This window comes from Streptomyces sp. NPDC007983, from assembly GCF_042958345.1.
In the GTDB taxonomy this organism is placed as follows: domain Bacteria; phylum Actinomycetota; class Actinomycetes; order Streptomycetales; family Streptomycetaceae; genus Streptomyces.
Genome location: NZ_JBIBJI010000011.1, coordinates 21,191 through 42,077 on the forward strand (window position 1 = coordinate 21,191; position 20,887 = coordinate 42,077).

A 20,887-nucleotide genomic window follows, 5' to 3' on the forward strand; every position below is an offset into this window, starting at 1 on the left:
TGCGCCTGCCATGGCGAACAATGAAGAGAAGCTTCTCGACTATCTGAAGCGTGTGACGGCGGATCTGCGCCAGACACAGCGCCGCCTCAAGGATGTCGAGTCGGCCGGACACGAGCCGGTCGCCATCGTGGGGATGTCGTGCCGATTCCCTGGCGGGGTGCGCTCCCCGGAAGAGCTGTGGGAGCTGGTCGCCACCGAGCGGGACGCCATCACGGAGCTGCCCACGGACCGCAACTGGGACCTGGACGCCCTCTTCCACCCCGACCCGGAGCACCCCGGCACCAGCTACTGCCGCGAGGGCGGCTTCCTCGACGACCCCGCGGGATTCGACGCCGCGTTCTTCGGCATCAGCCCACGCGAGGCCCTGGGCATGGCGCCGCAGCAGCGGCTCGCCCTGGAGGCGTCGTGGGAGGCCATCGAGTACGCGGGCATCGATCCGGAATCGCTGCGGGGCAGCCTCACCGGCACCTTCATCGGCTGCGACCACCTCGACTACTGCACGGACGCCTCCCAGGTGCCCGAGGGCTCGGCCGGGTACTTCACCATCGGCAGCTCCGCGAGCGTGGTGTCCGGCCGGGTCGCGTACACCCTGGGCCTGGAGGGCGCCGCGGTGACGGTGGACACCGCGTGCTCCTCCTCGCTGGTCGCCATGCACCTCGCCTGCCAGGCGATCCGGCAGGGCGAATGCGAGCTGGCGCTGGCCGGTGGGGTCGCCGTGATGTCCTCGACGGCTCCCTTCATCGGCTTCAGCGAGCTGCGCGGGCTCGCCCCGGACGGCAGGTCCAAGGCGTTCTCGGCGAACAGCGACGGCATGACCCTGTCCGAGGGCGTCGGTGTCCTGCTGCTGGAGCGGCTGTCGGACGCCCGGCGCAACGGCCACCAGGTGCTGGCGGTCATCCGGGGTACGGCGGTCAACCAGGACGGCGCCAGCAACGGTCTGACGGCACCGAACGGGCCCTCCCAGCAGCGGGTGATCCGGCAGGCGCTCACCAACGCCCGTCTGGCCCCGTCCGAGGTGGACGCGGTCGAGGCGCACGGCACCGGGACCACCCTCGGCGACCCGATCGAGGCCCAGGCGCTGCTGGCCACGTACGGACAGGAGCGGTCGGAGGACCGGCCTCTGTGGCTCGGTTCCATCAAGTCCAACATCGGCCACTCCCAGATGGCAGCGGGTGCCGCGGGCGTCATCAAGATGGTGATGGCGATGCGGCACGGGCTCCTGCCCGCCTCGCTGCACATCGACGAGCCGACCCCGCACGTGGACTGGAGCGCGGGCGGGGTGCGGCTGCTGACCGAGGCGGCGGAGTGGCCTCGGGGTGAGCATCCGCGCCGGGCGGGCGTGTCGTCGTTCGGCATCTCGGGTACGAACGCGCACCTGATCCTGGAGCAGGCCCCGGACGCGGCGGAGGTTACGCCACCGGTAGCAGAGGCGGCCGGGGCCTGCGGGATCGTACCGTGGGTGGTGTCGGCGAGGAGTACGGAGGCGCTGCGCGGCCAAGCGGCGGCCCTGCTTGACCGGGTGACGGCGCACGACGACGTATCGCCGGTCGAGGTGGGCTGGTCACTGCTCAAGACCCGTTCGCTCTTCGACAACCGAGCCGTCGTGATCGGGGAAAGCCGCGAGGAACTGACGGCGGGCTTGCAGGCGCTCGCGACCGGGGCGCCGCATCCCGGGGTGGTACATCCCGGAGGGCCGGCGAGTGCTTCGGGTCAGACGGTGTTCTTGTTCAGCGGTCAGGGCAGCCAGCGTCCCGGCATGGGCGCAGCCCTCTATGACCGATTCCCCGTCTTCGCCGAAGCCTTCGACGAGGTCTGCACCCTTCTCGACCCCCACCTGGAGCAGCCGCTACGCCAGGTCGTCTTCAGCCAGGACCCCGAACAGGCACAGCTGCTGGACCACACCACCTACGCCCAAGCCGGGCTCTTCGCACTCCACATCGCCCTGGCCCGGCTTTTGGCATCAGTCGGCATTCACCCGGACACCGTCATCGGCCACTCCATCGGCGAAATCGCCGCCGCCCACATCGCAGGGGTCTTCGACCTTCCCGATGCCTGCCGGCTCGTGGCTGCTAGGGCCACGCTCATGGGCCAACTCCCCACCGGCGGCACCATGGCCACCATCGCCGCCACCCCCCACGAACTCCACCACGACCTCGCGGCGAGCAATGGCCAAGTCAGCATCGCCGCGCTCAACACCCCCACCAACACCGTCATCTCAGGCCCCACCGCGCTCGTCCAACAGATCAGTGCTACCTGGGCCGAACGCGGCCGCAAGACGCGGATGCTCTCCGTCAGCCACGCCTTCCACTCACCGCTGATGGACCCCATCCTCGAACCCTTCGCCCAGGCCATCAGCCACCTCACCTACCACCCACCCACCATCCCCCTCATCAGCAACCTCACCGGACAACCCGCCAACGACCACATCACCACACCCGACTACTGGGCCCAGCACATCCGCCAACCCGTCCACTTCCACCCCGCCATCACCCACACCGCACCCCACACCCACACCTACCTCGAACTCGGCCCCGACCCCACCCTCACCACCGCCACCCAACACACCCTCCACCACCACAACCACCCCACACCCCACCTCACCGCCACCCTCACCCACAAACAACCCGAAGTCCAGGCGTTCACCAACGCCCTGGCACGACTCCACACCACTGGGGCCGACATCGACTGGACACCCTGGTTCCCAGCCAGCCCGGCTCCGCGGCTCGTCGCGTTGCCGACGTACGCCTTCCAGCACCAGCGATTCTGGCTCGCTCCGCCCGATGCCCGTAACAGCGGCGCCGGTGTGGGGACCGACCCGGCCGAGGCACAGCTGTGGCACGCCATCGAAGAGCTGGACGTCGACGCCCTCACCAGCACGCTCCAGTTGGAGAAGAACAGTCCCGGCATCGACGCGCTCCTGCCCGCCCTCCCGGTCCTGTCGGCCTGGCGGCGTCAGCATCGCGAGCAGGCGGTCATCCACTCATGGCGCTACCGGACCACCTGGCAGCAGCTGCCCGACTCCACCACGGCGGCCCTGAGCGGTTCCTGGCTGGTGGTTGTCCCCGTCGGTCAGGAAGACCACGCCGCGGTCCAGACCGTCGTCCAAGCGCTTCAGTCCCATGGAGCCACCGCGTCCATCCATGCGCTCCCTACGGAGGACTCACGTCGCGATGTCCTCACCGAGCGGCTGACGCAACTCGCCGAAGACGCCCCGATCTCGGGTGTGCTGAGCCTGCTCGCCCTGGACACGGCGGCGCACACCGAACACTCCGCCGTCCCTACCGGGCTCATCGGTACGGTCACACTGCTCCAGGCGCTCGGCGACACCGGCATCACCGCTCCCCTGTGGTGTCTCACGCAGGGCGCGGTCGCCGCCAGCCGTACGGATCTACTCCCCCACCCGGCCCAGGCCCAGGTCTGGGGGCTCGGCCGGGTCGCCGCCCTCGAACACCCGCAACGATGGGGTGGGCTCATCGATTTGCCCACCACCGTGACCCACCACACCGCCGACCAGCTGGCCGCCCTGCTGGTCTCGGGACAGCCCGAGGACCAAGCCGCGATCCGCACCACCGGCACCTACGCCCGCCGCCTCGGCCACGCCGCTCCCGGACCGTCCGCGAATCCGGCGCCCTGGCAGCCGAACGGTACGACGCTGATCACCGGCGGCACCGGCGGGCTCGGCGCCCACATCGCACGCTGGCTCGCCCGCAACGGCGCACCACACCTCCACCTCACCAGCCGCACCGGCCCCGACGCGCCCGGGGCCGACCAGCTCAGCGAAGAACTCAAGTCCCTGGGCGCCTCGGTCACCATCACCGCGTGCGACGTCTCCAACCGGGAGGCGTTGCACCACCTCATCGACTACATCCCCGCCGAACACCCTCTGACCACCGTCATCCACACCGCCGGAACCATGGATCTCGGCCCGATCGCCGAGCTGGACCCCGAGCGGCTGCAGCACGTGCTGCACTCCAAGGCCCTGGCCGCCACTCATCTGCATGAGATCACCCAAGGCCTCGGTCTCGACGCCTTCGTACTCTTCTCGTCGAACGCCGCCACCTGGGGCAGCGGGCAGCAGGCCGCCTACGCCGCGGCGAACGCGTACCTCGACGCCCTCGCCGAACACCGGCGCGCCCAGGGACTCCCCGCCACCAGCATCGCCTGGGGACCCTGGAGCGAGGCGGGCATGGCCGCCGACGAGAACACGCTCTCTCACCTCAGGCGGCGCGGCCTCGCTCCGCTGACCATCGATCTCGCCATCAAATCCCTGCATCACGCCCTGACGCACGACGACACCACCGTCACGGTGGCCGATGTGGATTGGGAGAGGTTCTGCAGCACCTTCACGGCGCAGCGCCCGAGCCCGTTCCTCACCCCCGTGATGGCGCCCGCCGTGGAGGACACCACCCCCACCGCATCCGCCGCCGCGGCCACAACGCTGCGGCAGCAGCTCACCGCCGCCACGGCGGACCAACAGCAGCAGCTCCTGGTGCGCCATATCCAGACCCTCGCCGCCACCATCCTCGGCCATCCCGGCCTCGACGCGGTTACGCCCACACAGCCCTTCCAGGAACTCGGATTCGACTCGCTCACCGCCGTCGAACTGCGCAATCAGCTCGTCGCCACCACCGGTCTGGAACTCGCCCCCGCCCTCGTCTTCGACCACCCCACACCGAGTGCGCTCGCCACGTACCTGCGCGCTGAACTCACCGGGCAGACGCCCGCTGTCGGCACCCGTACGCCCTCCGTGGCCGCTGATGACGAACCCATCGCGATCATCGGCATGGCCTGCCGCTACCCCGGCGGAGTGCGCTCCCCGGAGGAGCTGTGGAAGTTGGTCGCCGAGGGCCGGGACGCCGTCGCGGCGATGCCCACCGACCGGCACTGGGACCTGGACACGCTCTTCGATCCCGATCCGGAGCGTCTGGGCACCAGCTACGCGCGGGAGGGCGGTTTCCTGTACGACGCGGCCTCGTTCGACGCGGCATTCTTCGGCATCAGCCCGCGTGAAGCGCTCGCCATGGACCCCCAGCAGCGGCTTCTCCTCGAAACCGCATGGGAGACGTTCGAAAGCGCCGGACTCGACCGTGACACGCTCAGCGGCAGCAACACCGGCGTCTTCGCGGGGGGCACCTACCAGGGCTATGGCGCGGTCGGAAGTTCGTCGGCCCAGGAGGTCGAGGGCTATCTCCTCGCGGGCGGCACCCCGAGCGTGATGTCCGGGCGGGTGGCGTACACCTTCGGTCTGGAGGGACCGGCGGTGACGGTGGACACGGCGTGCTCGTCGTCGCTGGTCGCGATGCATCTGGCGACTCAGGCGCTACGGCAGGGCGAATGCACCCTCGCCCTGGCGGGAGGGGTCACCGTGATGGCCACCCCGACCACCTTCATCGAGTTCTCCCGCCAGCGCGGACTGGCGGCCGACGGGCGCTGCAAGCCCTTCGCCTCTGCGGCCGACGGCACGGGCTGGGGTGAAGGAGCCGGTCTTCTGCTGCTGGAACGGCTGTCGGACGCCCGGCGCAACGGCCACCGCGTACTGGCGGTCGTACGAGGCTCAGCGGTCAACCAGGACGGCACGAGCAACGGTCTGACGGCACCGAACGGACCCTCTCAGCAGCGAGTCATCGGCCAGGCGCTCGCCAACGCCCGTCTTTCGCCCGCCGAGGTGGACGTGGTGGAGGGGCATGGCACCGGAACCACGCTCGGCGACCCGATCGAGGCCCAGGCACTGTTGGCCACGTACGGACAGGACCGGCCGGACGGGCAGCCACTGTGGCTCGGCTCCATCAAGTCCAACATCGGCCACACTCAAGCCGCTGCCGGTGTGGCCGGTGTGATCAAGATGGTGATGGCGATGCGGCACGAGCTGCTGCCCGCCTCGCTGCACATCGACGAGCCGAGTCCGAACGTGGACTGGACAGCTGGTGACGTACGGCTGCTGACGGAGCCCGTCCCATGGCCGCAGGCCGAACGGCCACGCCGCGCGGGTGTGTCCTCCTTCGGCATCAGCGGCACCAACGCTCACGTGATCGTGGAGCAGGCCCCGGACGCGTCGCGGGCCACACCACAGGGCGCGGAGGCCGGCGGGGTCGTGCCGTGGGTGGTGTCGGCGAGAAGTACGGAGGCGCTGCGCGGCCAGGCGGCGGCCCTGCTCGACCGGGTGACGGCGCACGACGACGTATCGCCGGTCGAGGTGAGCTGGTCACTGCTCAAGACCCGCTCGCTCTTCGACCACCGAGCCGTCATCGTCGGCGAAAACCACGAAGAGCTGGCGGCGGGCTTGCAGGCCCTGGCGACCGGTGCACCGCACGCCGGGGTGATGCGCTCCGAGGACACCCCGACCGCGTCAGGTCAGACGGTGTTCTTGTTCAGCGGTCAGGGCAGCCAGCGTCCCGGCATGGGCGCGGCGCTGTATGACCGATTCCCGGTCTTCGCCGAAGCCTTCGACGAGGTCTGCACGCTCCTGGATCCCCACCTGGAGCAGCCGCTACGCCAAGTCGTCTTCAGCCAGGCCCCCGAACAGACAGAACTGCTGGACCACACCACCTACGCCCAAGCCGGACTCTTCGCCATCCACATCGCCCTGGCCCGGCTCCTAGCCTCCATGAGCGTCTATCCGGACACCGTCATCGGCCACTCCATCGGCGAAATCGCCGCCGCCCACATCGCAGGGGTCTTCGACCTTCCCGATGCCTGCCGACTCGTGGCCGCTCGCGCCACCCTCATGGGCCAACTCCCCACCGGCGGCACCATGGCCACCATCGCCGCCACCCCCGACGAACTCCACCACGACCTCGCGGCGAGCGACGGCCAAGTCACCATCGCCGCCCTCAACACCCCCACCAACACCGTCATCTCAGGCCCCACCCCACTCGTCCAACAGATCAGCGCCACCTGGGCCGAACGCGGCCGCAAAACCCGCATGCTGCACGTCAGCCACGCCTTCCACTCACCCCTGATGGACCCCATCCTCAAACCCTTCACCCAAGCCATCAGCCACCTCACCTACCACCCACCCACCATCCCCCTCATCAGCAACCTCACCGGACAACCCGCCGAAGAGGACATCGCCACACCCGACTACTGGGCCCAGCACATCCGTCACCCCGTCCACTTCCACCCCGCCATCACCCACACCGCACCCCACACCCACACCTACCTCGAACTCGGCCCCGACCCCACCCTCACCACCGCCACCCAACACACCCTCCACCACCACAACCACCCAACCCCACTCCTCACCGCCACCCTCACCCGCAAACAACCCGAAGTCCAGGCATTCACCAACGCCCTCGCACGACTCCACACCACTGGGGCCGACATCGACTGGACACCCTGGTTCCCAGCCGTCCCGACCCCACGCACCATCGAACTACCCACCTACGCCTTCCAACGCGAGCGCTTCTGGCTGGCCTCCGCCAAGACGGCCACGGATGTCACCGAGAACGCGCAAGCGGACCGGGCGTTCTGGGAAGCCGTGGAGCGTGAGGACCTGGAATCTCTCGCCGCGACCCTCGACTCCCCCGCCGATCAGCAACCCATGTTGGGCGCCGTGCTGCCGACTCTGTCCGCCTGGCGGCGTCAGCATCGCGAGCAGGCGGTCATCGACTCCTGGCGGTACCGAACCACCTGGAAGCAACTTTCCGCGCCCGCCACGTCCACCGCGCCCGCCGGCACCTGGCTGTTGCTCATCCCGTCCGACCACACCGACCACCCGGCCGTGGCGACCGTCGTACAGGCCCTCACCACGCACGGCGCCACTCCCCTCGCCCACACGCTCGACCCCCATCAGGCCCATCGCGATAGTCTGGTGGAAGAACTCACCCGGCTCACCGCCGGCAGCGAGCCGTCAGGGGTCGTGAGCCTGCTCGCGCTCGCCCAGGATCCGCATCCCGCCTACACCGCGGTTCCCTCCGGGCTCGTCGCCACCATCGCCCTCGTCCGGGCGCTCGGTGACGCCGAGGTCGCCGCGCCCCTGTGGTGTCTCACCCAGGGTGCCGTCGCCATCCATCCCGCCGATCCGCTCCCCAGCCCGCGCCAGGCGCAGACCTGGGGGTTAGGCCGTGCGGCCGCGCTGGAACACGCCCGCCGCTGGGGCGGCCTGATCGATCTCCCGACCGTCATCGATCACCACACCTCCAACCGTCTCGCTGCGCTGCTCGCACCCGGGCAGCCCGAGGACCAGGCCGCGATCCGCACCACCGGCACGTATGCCCGCCGCCTCAGTCGCGCTCCTCTGCCGTCCGCGAACCGTGTTCCGTGGCAGCCGACCGGGACGACGCTGATCACCGGCGGCACCGGCGGGCTCGGCGCCCACATCGCACGCTGGCTCGCCCGCAACGGCGCACCACACCTCCACCTCACCAGCCGCACCGGCCCCGACGCGCCCGGGGCCGACCAGCTCAGCGAAGAACTCAAGTCCCTGGGCGCCTCGGTCACCATCACCGCGTGCGACGTCTCGAACCGGGACGCATTGCACCACCTCATCGAAGCCATTCCCGCCGAACACCCCCTCACCGCCGTCATCCACGCCGCCGGTGCCTCCGACACCGAGCTGATCGCCGATCTCCAGCCGGAACGCCTCCAGCATGTGCTGGAGCCCAAGGCCCTGGCCGCCGAGCATCTGCATGAGCTCACGAGGGGACTCGACCTCAGCGCGTTCGTCCTCTTCTCCTCCGGCGCGGCCTCCTGGGGCGGCAGCCGGCAGGCCGCCTACGCCGCCGCCAACACCTACCTCGACGCCCTCGCCGAACACCGCCGCGCCCAAGGACTCCCCGCCACCAGCATCGCCTGGGGACCCTGGAGCGACGCGGGCATGGCCGCCGACGAAACGGCGCTCTCCTTCTACGGCCGGCGCGGACTGGCTCCGCTCAGCCCCGATCTCGCGGTCGCGGCGCTCCACCACGCGCTGAACCACCGCGACACCACCGTCACCATCGCGGACATCGACTGGGAGAAGTTCCCCGCCACTTTCACGGCGCAACGGCCCAGTCCGCTGCTCTCCGACCTGATCGAGCCCGCCGTACACCCTGCGGACCATCGCCGTGCCCCGTCCGCTGTCACACCGCTGCGCCAGCAGCTCGATACGAGCGCCCCCGACCAGCAGCGTCAGCTTCTCCTGCACCACATCCAGTCCCTGGCGGCCGCGATCCTGGGCCACGCCGGACCCGATGCCATTCCACCCACCCAGCCGTTCCAGGAGCTGGGGTTCGACTCCCTCACCGCCGTCGAACTCCGTAACCAGCTCGCCGCCCTCACCGGCATCGACCTTCCGCCCTCCCTCATCTTCGACCACCCCACACCGCACACCCTGGCGACCCATCTCTGTGCCGATATCGCCGGGCAGCAGACGGCGGTCGCCGCCCACGCTCCCACCGCGGCCGCCCTCGACGAACCCATCGCGATCGTCGGAATGGCCTGTCGCTATCCCGGTGGAGCACGCAACCCGAAGGATCTGTGGGAGCTGGTCGTCGCACGTCACGACGCCATCACCGAAATGCCCACCGACCGGCACTGGGAACTGAACACGCTCTTCCACCCCGACCCTGACCACACGGGTACGAGTTACGTCCGCGAGGGCGGCTTTCTTCACGACGCACCCGCGTTCGACGCGGCGTTCTTCGGCATCAGCCCACGCGAAGCGCTCGCCATGGACCCCCAGCAGCGACTGCTCCTCGAAACCGCATGGGAGACCTTCGAAAACGCGGGACTCGACCGCGACGCACTCAGCGGCAGCGACACCGGCGTCTTCGCCGGAGTCACCTCTCAGGACTATCTGTCGCTCACCGGCGATACGGCAAGCGATGTCGAGGGCTACGTCGCCACGGGAAACATCGGCAGCGTCGTGTCAGGCCGGGTGGCGTATTCGTTCGGCTTGGAAGGGCCCGCGGTCACGGTCGACACGGCCTGTTCGTCGTCGCTCGTAGCCATGCATCTGGCGGCTCAGGCGCTACGGCAGGGCGAATGCACCCTCGCCCTGGCGGGTGGGGTGACGGTGATGGCCACCCCGGGCGCGTTCATCGAGTTCTCCCGCCAGCGCGGCCTGGCGCCCGATGCCCGGTGCAAGCCGTTCGCCGCGGCCGCCGACGGCATGGTGTGGGGCGAGGGCGTTGGCCTCGTCCTCTTGGAGCGGCTGTCGGACGCCCGGCGCAACGGCCACCGCGTACTGGCGCTCGTACGGGGCTCGGCGGTCAATCAGGACGGCACGAGCAACGGTCTGACGGCGCCGAACGGGCCCTCCCAGCAGCGGGTGATCCGGCAGGCGCTCGCCAACGCCCGTCTGGCCCCCTCCGAGGTGGACGCGGTCGAGGCGCACGGCACCGGGACCACCCTCGGCGACCCGATCGAGGCCCAGGCATTGCTGGCCACGTACGGACAGGAGCGGTCGGACGATCGGCCCCTGTGGCTCGGCTCCATCAAGTCCAACATCGGCCACACCCAGGCTGCCGCGGGCGTGGCCGGTGTGATCAAGATGGTGATGGCGATGCGGCACGGGCTCCTGCCCGCCTCACTGCACATCGACGAGCCAACGCCCAACGTGAACTGGTCCGAGGGTGACGTACGGCTGCTCACCGAGCCGGTCCCGTGGCCGGAGGGAGAACAGCCACGCCGGGCGGGCGTGTCGTCGTTCGGCATCTCGGGTACGAACGCGCACCTGATCCTGGAGCAAGCCCCCCATACGGTAGCGCCGGTTCCCACCGCCGGAGGTGCCGTGCCGTGGCTGGTGTCCGCGCACAGCGCAGAGGCGCTTCGCGGGCAGGCGGCGGCTCTGGCCGAGCACGTCTGCGCTGCGGACGACGTATCGCCGGTGGAGGTGGGCTGGTCACTGCTGAAGACCCGCTCACTCTTCGACCACCGAGCCGTCATCGTGGGCGAAAGCCACGAAGAGCTGACGGCGGGCTTGCAGGCCCTGGCGACCGGTGCGGCGCACCCAGCCGTCGTACATCCCGGAGGGCCGGCGAGTGCTTCGGGTCAAACGGTGTTCTTGTTCAGCGGTCAGGGCAGCCAGCGTCCCGGCATGGGCGCGGCGCTGTATGACCGATTCCCCGTCTTCGCCGAAGCCTTCGACGAGGTCTGCACGCTCCTGGATCCCCACCTGGAGCAGCCGCTACGCCAGGTCGTCTTCAGCCAGGACCCCGAACAGGCACAGCTGCTGGACCACACCACCTACGCCCAAGCCGGGCTCTTCGCACTCCACATCGCCCTGGCCCGGCTCCTAGCCTCCATGAGCGTCTATCCGGATGCCGTCATCGGCCACTCCATCGGCGAAATCGCCGCCGCCCACATCGCCGGCGTCTTCGACCTCCCCGATGCCTGCCGGCTCGTGGCCGCTCGCGCCACGCTCATGGGCCAACTCCCCACCGGCGGCACCATGGCCACCATCGCCGCCACCCCCGACGAACTCCACCACGACCTCGCGGCGAGCAATGGCCAAGTCAGCATCGCCGCGCTCAACACCCCCACCAACACCGTCATCTCAGGCCCCACCGCGCTCGTCCAACAGATCAGCGCCACCTGGGCCGAACGCGGCCGCAAGACGCGGATGCTCTCCGTCAGCCACGCCTTCCACTCACCGCTGATGGACCCCATCCTCGAACCCTTCACCCAGGCCATCAGCCACCTCACCTACCACTCACCCACCATCCCCCTCATCAGCAACCTCACCGGACAACCCGCCAACGACCACATCACCACACCCGACTACTGGGCCCAGCACATCCGCCAACCCGTCCACTTCCACCCCGCCATCACCCACACCGCACCCCACACCCACACCTACCTCGAACTCGGCCCCGACCCCACCCTCACCACCGCCACCCAACACACCCTCCACCACCACAACCACCCCACACCCCACCTCACCGCCACCCTCACCCACAAACAACCCGAAACCCAAGCCTTCGCCAGCGCCCTCGCACGACTCCACACCACTGGGGCCGACATCGACTGGACACCCTGGTACCCCGCCAGCCCAGCCCCCCGCACCATCGAACTACCCACCTACGCCTTCCAGCACGAGCGCTTCTGGCTCGCCCCACCCACCCGTCCCAACGGCCGCGGCGAGCATCACGACCCGGCCGAGGTACAGCTCTGGGGCGCTATCGAGGCGCAGGATGTGGACGCCCTTTCCAGCACGCTCCAGCTGGAGAAGAACAGCCCCGGCATCGACGCGCTCCTGCCTGCCCTCCCCCTCCTCTCGGCCTGGCGGCGACGGCACCGGGAGCACGCCACCATCGACTCGTGGCGCTACCGGGTCGCCTGGGAGCCACTGCCCGACGCGGTGGCGACTCCTGCCCTGACCGGGACTTGGCTGCTGCTCGTGCCATCCGGCCTGGCCGGGCATCCGGTCGTCCAAGCCGCCGCCCAAGCGCTCGATGCCCACGGTGCTGGGCGGGAGACGCTCACCATCGACACCGCCGGCGCCCATCGCGAGGCCCTTGCCCAGCAGCTCGCCGGTCTCGTCGGCGTACATACCGCACCCGCCGGTGTGCTGAGCCTTCTCGCCCTCGATGAGGGCCACCACCCGGATCATCCGGCCGTTCCCACCGGGCTGGCCGCCGCCACGGCCCTCGTCCAGGCCCTCGACGAACTCGGGTGGCCCACGGCCCTGTGGTGCCTCACCCAGGGCGCCGTGGCGGCCACCTCCACTGATGTGCTCCCTCATCCGCTCCAGGCACAGATCTGGGGATTCGGCCGGGTCGCCGCGCTGGAATACCCCCAGCTCTGGGGTGGTTTGATCGATCTTCCCGACACGATCGACGCCCGCACTCCCGGCCGCATCGCGGGGCTGTTCGTCCCCGGGCAGCCCGAGGACCAGGTGGCGATCCGTTCGGCCGCCGTCCTCGGGCGCCGTCTCGAGCATGCGCCCGCCACCGACGCCCTGGCGGTGCCCTGGCAGCCGACCGGCACCACGCTGATCACCGGCGGCACCGGCGGGCTCGGCGCCCACATCGCACGCTGGCTCGCCCGCAACGGCGCACCACACCTCCACCTCACCAGCCGCACCGGCCCGGACGCGCCTGGGGCCGACGAGCTGACTCAGGAACTGACCGACCTCGGCACCACCGTCACCATCACCGCCTGCGATGTCTCCGACCGCACCGCCCTCCAGTACCTCATCGACGCCGTCGCCACCGAGCACCCCCTCACCACCGTCATCCACGCCGCCGGTATCTCGGAGAACACGGCACTCTCGGGGATCGATCTCCCGCACATCAACGAGGTCCTTCAGCCCAAGGCGCTCGCCGCCGCTCATCTCCATGAGCTGACCAAGGGCCACGACCTCAGCGCGTTCGTCCTCTTCTCCTCCGGCGCGGCCTGCTGGGGCGGCAGCCGTCAGGCCGCCTACGCCGCCGCCAACACCTACCTCGACGCCCTCGCCGAACACCGCCGCGCCCAAGGACTCCCCGCCACCAGCATCGCCTGGGCGCCCTGGAGCGAAGCGGGCATGGCCGCCGACATGACCGTCGTCGACTACTACAACCGGCGCGGGATGACTCCACTCGCCCCGGATCTCGCCGTCGCCTCGCTTCAGCACGCCCTCGACCACGACGACATCACCGTCACCGTCGCGGACATCGACTGGCAGAAGTTCCCGACCAGTTTTACGGCGCAACGGCCGAGCCCCCTCCTCACCCGCCTCATGCCCGCCCCGGCGCCCGACGCCGACGCCCCGGATTCGACGTCGGCTGTCAGCTCGCTCCAGCACCAACTGGCCGACAGCACGCCCGCCCAGCAGCATCAGCTCCTCCTCCACCACCTGCGGACGCACGCGGCCGCCATCCTCGGCCATCCCAGCACGGACGCCATTCCCCCCGCCCAGCCATTTCAGGAGCTGGGGTTCGACTCCCTCACCGCCGTCGAATTCGGAAACCGGCTCACCGCCATCACCGGTATCGATCTGCCACCCACTCTCATCTTCGATCACCCCACGCCCAACCAGCTCGCGGAATTCCTCCGCGAGCACCTCGTCGACGCGGAGGTGGCCTCCGAAGGGCGGCTGCTGTCGGACCTCGACACGTGGGATTCGGTGTCGGAGCCGTCCGCGGTGGACGAGGCGGCGCGTCGCCGGATCACCGGCCGACTGCGGCTGCTGCTGGCCAAGTGGAGCGGTACGGAACATGAAACGGACCGTTCCACGGCTCATGGCGAGCTTGAGACAGCAACGGCGGAAGACATTTTCGATCTCATCTCCGATGAGTTCGGAAAGTCGTGAGCCCGAAGACCTCCACCCTCCGCGCCGCGCCAAGGAGCTTGCGTCAGATGTCCAACGAAGAGAAGCTTCTCGATCACCTCAAGTGGGTCACGGCCGAATTGCGCCAGACCCGCCAGCGTCTGCGCGAGATCGATTCCGCCGAGCCGGAGCCGGTCGCGATCGTGGGAATGGCGTGCCGCTATCCGGGCGGGGTGCGATCACCCGAGGATCTTTGGCAGCTGGTGGCGCGGGGTGATGACGCCATCTCCGCCTTTCCGACGGACCGGGGCTGGGCGCTCGGCGAACTCTTCGATCCGGATCCCGAGCAGTACGGCACGTCCTATGTGGACCAGGGCGGATTCTGTTACGACGCGACCGAATTCGACGCCGCTTTCTTCGACATCAGCCCGCGTGAGGCGCTGGCCATGGACCCCCAGCAGCGGTTGCTCCTCGAAACGGCGTGGGAGGCGTTCGAGCGGGCGGGGTTCCGTCGCGACACCTTGAACGGCAGCAACACCGGTGTGTTCGCCGGGATCGGTTCCCACGACTATCTGTCGGTCATCGGGAACATCACCAGCGAGGTGGAGGGCTACGTCGGGGCCGGAAACCTCGGCAGCGTGGTGTCGGGCCGGGTGGCGTACTCACTGGGTCTGGAAGGGCCCGCGGTCACGGTGGACACGGCGTGCTCGTCGTCGCTGGTGGCCATCCATCTGGCCTGTCAGGCGCTGCGCCACGGCGAATGCGACCTGGCGCTGGCCGGTGGCGTGGCGGTGATGGCCACTCCCGGGGCGTTCATCGAGTTCTCCCGGCAGCGCGGTATGGCCCCCGACGGCCGGTGCAAGCCCTTCGCGGCCGCGGCCGACGGTACCGGCTGGGGCGAAGGCGCCGGGCTCGTCGTACTGGAGCGCCTGAGTGAGGCGCGGCGCCGTAACCACCGGGTGCTGGCGGTGATCCGTGGTTCGGCGGTCAACCAGGACGGGGCGAGCAACGGGCTGACCGCGCCGAACGGACCCTCCCAGCAGCGGGTCATCAGGCAGGCGCTCGCCAACGCCCACCTGTCCACCGCCGAGGTGGACGCGGTGGAGGGTCATGGCACCGGTACGACGCTCGGCGACCCGATCGAGGCGCAGGCGCTGCTGGCCACGTACGGACAGGGAAGGGCGGAGGACCGGCCGTTGTGGCTGGGCTCCGTCAAGTCGAACCTGGGCCACACCCAGGCCGCCGCGGGTGCGGCCAGTGTCATCAAGATGGTGATGGCGATGCGGCACGAGCTGCTGCCCGCCTCCCTGCATATCGACGAACCGACCCCCCACGCGGACTGGACCTCGGGGGGCGTACGGCTGCTGACGGAGCCGGTCCGGTGGCCTCGGGGAGAACGACCTCGCAGGGCCGGGGTGTCCGCCTTCGGGATCTCGGGCACGAACGCCCATCTGATCCTGGAGCAAGCCCCCGAGGAGATGGAACACACCGCGGCACAACCGGACCCGGGCGGCATCGGTGTGGTGCCCTGGGTGGTGTCGGCGCGGAGCGCTCAGGCGTTACGGGGTCAGGCGCGGGCGCTGGCCGAACGGGTGACCGCCGACACGGACGTAACGCCCGCCGAGGTGGGATGGTCGCTGATCCGCACGCGGTCGGTGTTCGACCACCGCGCGGTGGTCCTGGGCGAGGAACGCGACGAACTGATGGCGGGGCTCGCAGCGCTGGCCGCCGGCGAGTCACACCCGGCCGTGGTGGAACCGGCCGGTGCGATGGCCACGGCCGACTCAGGGATGGGTCCGGTGCTGGTGTTTCCGGGGCAGGGCTCGCAGTGGGCCGGTATGGGCGCCGCACTGCTGGACGACTCCCCCGTGTTCGCCGCCCGCGTCGCCGAATGCGCACAGGCCCTGACCCCGCACGTGGACTGGTCCCTCACCGACGTTCTACGCGGCAACCCTGGCGCCGCCGACCTCGGCCGCGTCGACGTCGTACAGCCTGTGTTGTGGGCCGTCATGGTCTCGCTGGCCGCCGTATGGGACGACTACGGCGTCACCCCGGCAGCCGTCATCGGCCACAGCCAAGGAGAAATCGCCGCAGCCGTAGTGGCCGGTGCCCTGTCGCTGGACGAAGGCGCCAGGATCGTAGCCCTCCGCAGCCAGGCCCTACGCAAACTCGCAGGCGGCGGAGCCATGGCCTCCCTCGCGATGAGCCAGAACCACGCCGAGGAATTCCTGACCGGCCTGGGTCGGCCGGCCGAGGGCGTCGGCGTGGCCGCCGTCAACGGACCCGGATCCGTCGTCGTATCCGGCCCACCCGACCACATCGCCCACACGGTGACAGCATGCCAAGAAGCCGGTAGCCGAGCACGCCTCATCGACGTCGACTACGCCTCACACGGCCCCCAGATCGACGAAATCACCGACCAACTCACCGATCTCCTGGCCGGTATCGAACCGGCCCAGGCGGAAGCGGCGTTCTACTCCACCGTCACCGGCGGCCGGATCGACACCAGCGGTCTGGACTCCGGCTACTGGGTGACGAACCTGCGCGAGCGCGTGCGGTTCGCCGATGCCGTACGGGCCCTGCTGGACGACGGCCACCGCGTGTTCATCGAGGCCAGCACCCACCCCGTACTCACCGTCGGCCTGCAGGAAACCTTCGAGGAAGCGGGCGTCGGGGCCATCACGGTGCCCACGCTGCGCCGCGACCACGGCGGGAGGGCGCAGCTGGCGCGATCGGTGGCCCAGGCCTTCGCGGCAGGCGTCGAGGTGGACTGGTCCCGCTGCTTCCCGACCGACCCGGGCCCCCACGTGATCGACCTGCCGACGTACGCCTTCCAGCGCGCACGCTACTGGCTCGACCGCCGGGGCGGGCCCAGTGGCGATCCGGCGGAGCTGGGTCTGGTGTCCGCCGGGCATCCGCTGCTCGGTGCCGCCGTGGAAGTGGCCGAGGGCGGCACCCACCTGCTGACCGGGCGGCTGTCGCCGCAGACCCACCCCTGGCTGAACGACCACCGGGTGCTGGACACCGTGCTGCTGCCCGGGACCGCCTTCGCCGAACTCGCCCTGCATGCCGCCGCCCGGACCGGCTGTGACCAGGTGTCCGAGCTGACGTTGGCCGCGCCCCTGGTCGTACCGGACGGCGAGGCGGTTGATGTCCAGGTCGTCGTCGGTGCCCCCGGCCACGACGGTGAGCGCTCCGTCACCATCCATTCCCGTCCCGCCGCCGAGAGCGGTGACGCGGCGTGGACGCGGCACGCCACCGGTGGGCTCGCCCCCTCGCCCGCCACCGCCCCGCTAGCGCTAGACGGTGTGTGGCCGCCGCCGGGAGCCACCCCGCTGCCCGTGCAGGACTTCTACGACCGGCTCGCCGACCACGGTTATGCCTACGGCCCGTCCTTCCAGGGGCTCACCGCCGCATGGCGGTTGGACGACCACCTGTACGCCGAGGTGGCGCTGCCCGAGGGCGAACGCGCCTCCGCCGGCGGCTACGGCGTCCACCCGGCCCTGCTCGACGCCGCCCTGCACGCCCGCGCCCTGAACGTCGCCCCCGATTCCGAGGAGGCGCAGCGGGTTCTCCTGCCCTTCGCCTGGAGCGGTCTGCGGCTGTGCGCCACCGGCGCCGACGCCCTGCGGGTGCGCATCACCCCCACCGCGCCGGACCGGCTCACGTTGCTGGTCTGCGATCCGGTCGGCACACCGGTCGTGACCGTGGACGATCTGATTCTGCGGCCCGTACCGGAGGACGGACGGCTGAGCCGGGGCCGTTCCGTCGGCCGCAACGCGCTCTTCCAGCTCAGCTGGGTGCCGATGCCCCTGCCCGAGGGGGATCCCGAGGGTGGCCCGGCGCTCCGTACGGCCGTCCTCGAGTCCGGCGCGGAAACGCCGGCCGTCGCCCTGCCCGACGCCGTTCGTCATCCCGGACTCGGCGCCGTCCGGGCGGCCACGGCGGATGGCGCACCGGCGCCCGACGTCGTGTTCGCCACCGTCACCACTCCCCCGGGCGCCGACCCGGTCGAGCACACACATCGCATCGGCACCGAAGTGCTCGCCCTGCTGCAGGACTTCCTCGCCGCTCCCGAGTTCACCGGCTCCCGGCTGGCCGTCGTCACCCGGCGCGCGGTCGCCACCCACGGCCATCACGACATCCATGACCTGCCCGCTTCCGCCGCCTGGGGTCTGGTCCGCAGCGCGCAGTCGGAGAATCCCGGCCGTCTGCTGCTGCTCGATTTGGATGAGCCAGACCCTTCGCCGCGGGCGGTGGCCGGAGCGGTCGCGTCGGGCGAGCCGCAGATCGCGCTGCGGGCCGACGAGGCGTATGTGGCCCGGCTCGCCCATGACGACGCGGCCAGGCGGCTCACCCCGCCCGATGGCCCGGCGGTGTGGCGGCTGGGGCTCACCGGACACGGCAGCCTGGATCATCTCGCCCTCGTCGACTGCCCCGACAACACGCGCCCGCTGGGCCCCGGCGAGGTGCGGGTGGCGCTGCACGCGGGCGGGGTGAACTTCCATGACGTCGTCGTGGCGCTGGGCATGGTGGAGGACCCGCGGCCGCTCGGTGGCGACGGCGCGGGCGTGGTGGTCGAAGTGGGCCCGGGCACCGGACGGTTCGCCGTGGGTGACCGGGTGATGGGCCTGTTCAACGGCACCGGGCCGCTGGTCGTCACCGACAGTCGGCTCATCACGCGGATGCCGGACGGCTGGTCGTACGCGCAGGCAGCGACCATCCCGTCGGCCTTTCTCACCGCGTACTACGGGCTGGCCGATCTCGCGGGGCTGCGCTCCGGAGAGAAGCTGCTGCTGCACGCGGCCACGGGTGGAGTCGGTCTGGCGGCCGTGCAGCTGGCCCGGCACTGGGGGGCCGAGGTCTACGCCACGGCGAGCCCCGGCAAGTGGCATGCGCTGCGGGCCCGTGGCTTCGACGACCGCCACATCGCCTCCTCCCGCGCGCTGGACTTCGAGGATCGTGTCCGTGAGGCCGCCGGGTCCGTCGATGTGGTGCTCAATTCGCTGGCGGGTGACTTCGTGGACGCGTCGCTGCGGCTGCTGGCACCCGGTGGTCGGTTCATCGACATGGGCAGGACGGACATCCGTGACCCCGCCCGGGTCGGCGCCGAGCACACCGGGGTGGTCTACCGTGGGTTCGACCTCGTCAGCGGTGCCGGTCCGGACCGTATCCAGCAGATGCTGGCGGAGCTGTCGGTGCTGTTCGAGGACGGAACGCTGCGGCCGCTGCCCACCACGGTGTGGGACATCCGCCGGGCTCTCGAGGCGTTCCGCCACTTCAGCCAGGCACGCCACATCGGCAAGATCGTCTTGGCGATTCCCCAGGCCTTCGATCCGGAGGGCACCGTCCTGATCACTGGTGGCACCGGCACCCTGGGCGCCGCCACCGCCCGCCATCTGGTGGCCCGCCATGGCGTACGGAGGCTGCTGCTGGTCAGCCGCCGGGGGCTGGACGCGCCGGGCGCCGCCGAGCTGGCGGCGGAGCTGAGCGAACAAGGCGCGCACGTCACCGTCGCCAGGTGTGACGCCGCGGACCGAGCGGCCCTCGCCAAGCTGCTGGAGTCCCTTCCCGAGCGCCATCGGCTCACCGCGGTGGTCCATGCCGCCGGGTTGCTGCGCGATGCCACGGTTGAGGCGCTGACGCCCGCCCAGGTCGACGACGTCCTGCGGGCGAAGGCGGACGCGGCCTGGAATCTGCATGCGCTGACCCGGGACCTGGGGCTTTCAGCGTTCGTGCTGTTCTCCGCCGCCGCGGGGCTGCTCGGCGCCGCGGGCCAGGGCAACTACGCGGCCGCCAACGCCTTCCTGGACGCCCTGGCCCAGCACCGCCACGCCCAGGGGCTGCCCGCGATCTCCCTGGGCTGGGGCTACTGGGAGCAGGCGACCGGGATGACCGGGGACATGACCGACGCCGACCGGGCCCGACTGGCGCGGGCGGGCATCCTGGGGCTGGAGACCGAGCAGGGACTCGCCCTGCTCGACATCGCCCTCACCAGTGGTCTGCCCATGCTGGCACCCATCCGCCTGGACCTGGCCACCCTGCGCCGTCAGGCCCGGGACGCCGAACCACCGGCCCTCTTCCGCACCCTCGTGCGCGGCGGCGCGCCCCAGGCGGCCGCCAAAGCCGCCGGTGCCGACGGGGTGTCCGCCACGGATCCGGCGCGGTCGCTCGCGGCGCTCCCCGAGGAGGACCGGCAGCAGGCGCTCCTCAAACTGGTACGCGGCCATACCGCGACCGTGCTGGGACATGACGCGGCGGACTCCATCCACCCCGCGCAGAACTTCCGGGAACTCGGCTTCGACTCCCTGACCGCCGTCGAGCTGCGGAACCGGCTGAGCGCCGCCACCGGGCTGCGGCTGCCCGCCACTTTGGTCTTCGACCACCCCACACCCACCGCGGTCGTCCGGCTCCTGGACGAGCTGCTGGCCCCGGCCGGGGCGGCCCGGTCCGGCTCCATCCTCGCCGATCTGGACGCCATCGGCGCGGCCCTGGGCGCGGTGGCCGACGACCGGGAGCAGCGGACGCGGATCGCGGGGCGGCTGCGGGAGTTGCTGCGCAGGGTGGACGAGGGCACCGGGGAGGCCGCGGATGCGCCCGGGGACGATCTGGAATCGGCCACCGACGAGGAGCTGTTCCAGGTGCTCGACGGCGAGCTGAACGCCCCCTTCGACGACAGTCTCCGCTGACCTTCCCCGCCCTCCGATGAATCCA

Annotated in this window: 2 protein-coding genes; both read left to right on the plus strand. The window is 70.6% G+C overall.

Features of this window, described 5'->3' with window-relative positions:
* Positions 1-10 precede the first annotated feature (10 nt).
* The gene (locus ACFZCY_RS29520) at positions 11-14,215 is read left to right on the plus strand and encodes a type I polyketide synthase (RefSeq protein WP_391179810.1); all 14,205 of its coding nucleotides are present in this window, start codon (positions 11-13) and stop codon (positions 14,213-14,215) included.
* Positions 14,216-14,262: 47 nt separating this feature from the next.
* Positions 14,263-20,862 (plus strand): SDR family NAD(P)-dependent oxidoreductase, encoded by a 6,600-nt coding sequence (locus tag ACFZCY_RS29525; protein ID WP_391179813.1) that lies wholly within the window; start codon positions 14,263-14,265, stop codon positions 20,860-20,862.
* Positions 20,863-20,887: the final 25 nt, after the last annotated feature.

Excerpts from the sequence above, each read along its gene's own strand:
- ACFZCY_RS29520 (WP_391179810.1), top strand. The coding sequence starts at position 11 with ATGGCGAACAATGAAGAGAAGCTTCTCGACTATCTGAAGCGTGTGACG.
- ACFZCY_RS29525 (WP_391179813.1), top strand. The coding sequence starts at position 14,263 with ATGTCCAACGAAGAGAAGCTTCTCGATCACCTCAAGTGGGTCACGGCC.